At 38.7% G+C, this 4,228-nt stretch carries 4 protein-coding genes; 3 read left to right on the top strand and 1 reads right to left on the bottom strand.

What is annotated here, in order from left to right:
- The first annotated feature begins 33 nt into the window (after positions 1–33).
- From D6734_01155 to hemB, 3 genes are read left to right on the top strand one after another with little or no spacing between them, the layout of a single operon-like run.
- On the top strand, positions 34–942 hold the full coding sequence (locus D6734_01155) for a hydroxymethylbilane synthase (protein ID RMF97927.1): 909 nt from the start codon (positions 34–36) through the stop codon (positions 940–942).
- Between the two features lies 1 nt (position 943).
- The gene (gene cobA, locus D6734_01150) at positions 944–2,485 is read left to right on the top strand and encodes a uroporphyrinogen-III C-methyltransferase (protein ID RMF97926.1); all 1,542 of its coding nucleotides are present in this window, start codon (positions 944–946) and stop codon (positions 2,483–2,485) included.
- 6 nt (positions 2,486–2,491) lie between these two features.
- On the top strand, positions 2,492–3,466 hold the full coding sequence (gene hemB, locus D6734_01145; protein ID RMF97925.1) for a porphobilinogen synthase: 975 nt from the start codon (positions 2,492–2,494) through the stop codon (positions 3,464–3,466).
- Positions 3,467–3,497: 31 nt separating this feature from the next.
- Here the strand turns inward: hemB and D6734_01140 are convergent.
- Positions 3,498–4,228 (bottom strand): PEP-CTERM sorting domain-containing protein (locus D6734_01140; GenBank protein ID RMF97924.1); only part of this gene is annotated, 731 nt, incomplete at its 5' end.

The following is a 4,228-nucleotide window of genomic DNA, read 5'->3' as shown; positions in this document are numbered from 1 at the left end:
GAGTCGGTATATCCCAAGAAATAAAAAGAAGATGTGAAACGAATAAGACTTGGCACAAGAAAAAGCAAGCTTGCAATTAGGCAGGCAGAATTGGTGAGGAATGCAATACTTCAAAAGAATACCTCTGTAGAAGTTGAGATAATAGGGATAACCACGGAAGGTGATATTGGAAGAAACAGCAGAAGTGAATTAGGCAAGGGTTCATTTGTGAAAAAATTGGAAGAAGAGCTTTTGGCAGGAAAAATAGATGCCGCAGTCCATAGCGCAAAGGATATGCCGGCAAATATTCCGGATAAACTTGATATAGCCGCCTTTATTGAACGGGAAGACCCGCGAGATGTATTCATATCGAATAAAGCGCAAAGTCTTTCTCGTCTGCCAATGCCTTTCAAAATAGGAACTTCAAGCCCTCGAAGGAGAGCTTTTTTACTTCATTACTGCACGGATGTTGATGTTGTAAAGATTAGGGGGAATGTTGATACAAGGATTAGAAAAGTTGAAGAAAATGAAGTTGACGGCATTATCATAGCAGCTGCCGGCATCAATCGACTCGGGTTTCAAGGGAAAGTAAGTGAATACCTCGACACTGATTATTTCATTCCTTCAGCAGGACAGGGCGCTGTAGCAGTTGAAGTTTTGAAGGCAGATTCATCTTTAAGGAGATTGTTCAAATCAATAGATGACTTTCGAACAAGAACGGCTGTTATGGCTGAAAGGGCTTTTATAAATGAGATAGGTGCAGGATGCCATTTGCCTGTTGGTGTTTATTGTTCAACAACTGATGACAAAGCTGAAATCGTATGTGCAATTCTATCTTCTGATGGCAGTGAAATGTTGAAAGATAAAATCAGAGGAGATATCAAAGAGGCTGAAGAGTTGGGAAGGATTCTTGCACAGAAAATGCTCGATAAAGGGGCAGAAAAATTTTTGAATATCAAGTAATATGAAAAGTAGGACTAACAGGAAAAAGGGAAAAGTAGTGCTCGTTGGAGCGGGTCCCGGCGATGAAAAACTCATAACTCTCAAAGGAATCGAGGCAATCAGAAAAGCAGATGTGATTTTTTATGACCGCCTAATAAACAAATCAATTCTTAAATATGCTTCAAAGCAGTCAAAGCTCATATATTGTGGTAAAAGGGCAGGTGCTGATAACAATAGCCAGTTAGAAATCAACAGACTAATTTTGGCTGAAGCAGAAAAAGGAAAATCCGTTGTCCGCCTTAAAGGGGGGGACCCTTTTTTATTTGGACGAGGAGCGGAGGAAGTTGAATATCTAAGCGAAAAAGACATTACCGTCGAGGTTATTCCGGGTGTTTCCTCGGCAATTGCCGTGCCTGAGTCTATTGGTGTCCCGATTACTCATCGGCAATATGCTTCGACAGTTGTTATAACGGCAGGCAAAAGAGCAGACGGGAAACCAGCATCGTTGAAGGAAGAAGCAAAGATATTAAAAAGCAAAAAGGGGGCTACTTTAATTGTCCTTATGACTGTTAGCGGCCTTAAAAAAATAACTGCATCCTTGATAAGAGCAGGTGTTTCAAGAAGGACTCCAGCAATTCTGATTCAAGAAGGGACCTTGCCGACTCAAAGAGCGGCAGGTGGAAATATTGGAAATATAGTCAGGATTGCAGAAAAGATGAAAGTTAAATCACCTGCGATTCTCGTCGTGGGAGAAACAGTTAGACTTGGCGAAAGATTGGTTTCAACTGAAAAACCGCTGTTGGGTAAAAAGATTTTGATAACAAGGCCGAAATCAAAAGATGAAAGATTGTCAACATTGATTAGGGAAAGAGGGGCAAAGGCAATAAATGTTCCAGTAATTAAAGTATGTGAGCGAGATGTGAAAGCTATAAAAGATAAGATTTTGAATGAAATCAATGAAGCTGAATGGATTATTTTTACAAGCAAGACATCAGTGAATATCTTTGAAAAGAAACTTATGAGGAAGGTACAGAAGATTGGATTAAAAAAGATTAAAATATGTGCCATTGGGGAAGCCACGGCTGATACGCTCAATAAGATAGGTATTGAAGTTGACTTTGTACCTGAAGAATATTCTTCAAGAGGAATTGCCAAAGGTTTGAGGAAAAGAGCAGTTAATGATAAGAAAATCCTTGTCTTTCGATCTTCATCAGGAAATTCGATATTGAGAGAATCTTTAAAGGCTATGGGGGGAAAGATAAAAGAATATTGTTTATATGATATAGTAACGGCCATTGAAAACAAAGATGCTTTAAAGAAGAAGCTTTCAAGTGGAATTGATGTTGTTGTTTTTACATCTTCTATGGCTGTCAGAAGTTTTTTCAAATTAGCAGGCAAGAATTTTTTCAAGATGAATGGGAGTAAGCCTCTCTTTGCTGTGATAGGAGATATTACAGAAAAAGAGCTTGAAAAATATAATTTAAAAGCAGATATTAAGCCGCCTAAATTCACAATACCAGAATTGGCAGATTCAATATGCAAGTATTTTTATAGAAAGGAATAGATATTAATGTTTCCGAAGAGAAGAATGAGACGGCTGAGAGAAAATGCCATTTTGCGAGAAATGGTGGCTGAAACAAAACTTACCCTCGATGACTTTGTTTGTCCTTTATTTGTTATTGAAGGCAAAAAAAGAAAAGAGAAGATAAAAGCAATGCCCGGTATTTTTAGATATACCGATGACCTTGTAGTTGATGAAATAAAGAAACTCAAAGACTTGGGAATAAAAGCATTTCTTTTCTTTGGTATTCCCAAGAAAAAAGATGAGAAAGCTTCTCAGGCATATGCATCTGACGGTGTCGTGCAGCGTTGTATTAAAAAGATTCGAGACAACTTGGGTGATAATATCCTTCTCATAACAGATGTGTGCCTTTGCGAATATACAAGTACAGGGCATTGTGGAATTATAAGGGACGGCAAAATAGTAAATGACGAAACTTTAGAATTACTTTCTGAGACAGCACTTTCACATGTCAAGGCAGGCACAGATATGGTTGCGCCGTCAGATATGATGGATGGAAGGGTGAAAGCCATTAGGGAAAGACTTGACAGCGAAGGATTTAATTATGTCCCAATTATGTCTTATTCTGTAAAGTATGCTTCTGCCTTTTACGGACCTTTTCGTGATGCCGCAAAATCTTCACCGCGTTTTGGTGATAGAAAGTCTCATCAAATGGATTATTCAAATAGCCGTGAAGCTATTCGAGTTATTGCAGAGGATATAGAAGAAGGCGCTGATATTGTTATGGTAAAGCCTGCGCTTCCTTCCCTTGATATTATAAGTGAAACAAGAAGAAGATTTAATCTCCCAATTGCTGCCTATCAGGTAAGCGGTGAATATTCTATGATTAAAGCGGCATCTAAGATGGGCTATGTCGATGAAAAATCTATAATAATAGAAAGTCTTACATCAATCAAAAGGGCAGGCGCCGATATCATTATCTCTTATTTTGCAGAGGAGATAGCTCGGTTTATGAAAAGATAGGCGATTTTTTTTTGCCAGTTGTAAGAAGATATCAAGAAAATTTCTTTTTTATGAAAAACAATCCGGCACAGCCAACTCCAAGAAGAATCAAGGTAGATGGCTCGGGTATTGGGAATGATTCGCCCCCTGTCAAAGGAGCATATCCTACTCTGACCTGATAAGCAAGCCACGAATTTTTTGGAGCGCTTCCGTTCCATGATATTGTTGAAGTTCCGGGACGAGTCCAGTCATAATCTAATAGTCTCGAGCATAGCCAAAGGAGATCAAATCCTTCGCTGTTGCCATATTCCTCTGATGATTCATCGCCATCATATATATTGTTGTCTGTGGTATCTGATGGTGTGAAGTTATCAGCAGTAACAGGTCTTGCAGAGTTGTCTGCCTCTCGTCTCACAAATATGGAATGTTTTGGTAAAGTAGATACTGGGGCATATAAGAGAAGATTTGACTCTGATTGGCAGTTTTGCAATTCGAAAACAACATTTCCTGTTGCCGCAGTATATTCAATCAATAAGGAAAGTGCCGATGGATTATGCCATTGATAGTCGTCAGTTGTTGAAGACGATGAAATATCTTCAACACCGTCAAGCTCAAATTTTTCAAAACCCTCTAAATCACCGATTTGTTCTTCCGCCATAAAAGCTTTGCTATCTATTGTTTTTAGAAGGTCTCTATCAGATGATAGGTGAGAAATCGAACCTGCAATGACATTTGAAGAGAAGGTAGTAAAGATTAGAAGAATTATGCCCGTAAGGGTTAAAT

This window comes from Candidatus Schekmanbacteria bacterium (assembly GCA_003695725.1).
GTDB lineage: Bacteria > Schekmanbacteria > GWA2-38-11 > GWA2-38-11 > J061 > J061.
The sequence above is the reverse complement of the archived record's forward strand: the minus strand, read 5'-3'. Positions and strand labels throughout refer to the sequence as shown.

Excerpts from the sequence above, each read along its gene's own strand:
- cobA (RMF97926.1), top strand. The coding sequence starts at position 944 with ATGAAAAGTAGGACTAACAGGAAAAAGGGAAAAGTAGTGCTCGTTGGA.
- hemB (RMF97925.1), top strand. The coding sequence starts at position 2,492 with ATGTTTCCGAAGAGAAGAATGAGACGGCTGAGAGAAAATGCCATTTTG.